We start from the raw sequence: 476 nt of genomic DNA, 5'->3' as shown, positions 1-476 counted from the left end.
ATCGTCAGCGGAATCTGGACCGGCGTCACCGGTACTCCGGTCACGTGGGCAGAGGCCGTCAGCACGGCCTCGCCCAGCGCGGCATCAGGTTTGGCGCTGACCCGGAACGACCGGGTCACCGCCTTGCCGGATTCGAGCCCGGAGAACTCCACCGAGGCCGGGTCGACATCCACCGAGTCAGGACCGGCCAGTGACACCACACCCGACACCGGCTGAGGGCTGTCATTGCGCAGGGAGACTGAGACGCCGACGGATCCGCCCCGGGCCAGCGTGCCGCGCTCGACGGCGGCGGTGAGGGTGATCTGCGGCGGTGCCAGGAACGGAGTCACCTTCATGTCGTAGCTGATCGACGCGTCCGGAACGACCCCGCCGTTGCGGGCGGTGATGGTGAACTTGCTGGCGCCCTCCGCGGTCGGGATACCGGTGATCGCACCGGTGTCCCTGTTCAGGGACAGCCCGGCCGGCAGCGCACCCGA

At 69.5% G+C, this 476-nt stretch carries 1 protein-coding gene; it reads right to left on the bottom strand.

What is annotated here, in order from left to right; genetic code table 11:
* A partial coding sequence (locus tag ONA70_RS36465) for an Ig domain-containing protein (RefSeq protein ID WP_265011019.1) occupies positions 1-476 on the bottom strand: 476 nt, incomplete at both ends.

The sequence above is a fragment of the Micromonospora yasonensis genome, assembly GCF_026013475.1.
In the GTDB taxonomy this organism is placed as follows: Bacteria; Actinomycetota; Actinomycetes; order Mycobacteriales; family Micromonosporaceae; genus Micromonospora; species Micromonospora yasonensis.
This window is presented reverse-complemented; position numbering and strand designations above follow the sequence as displayed.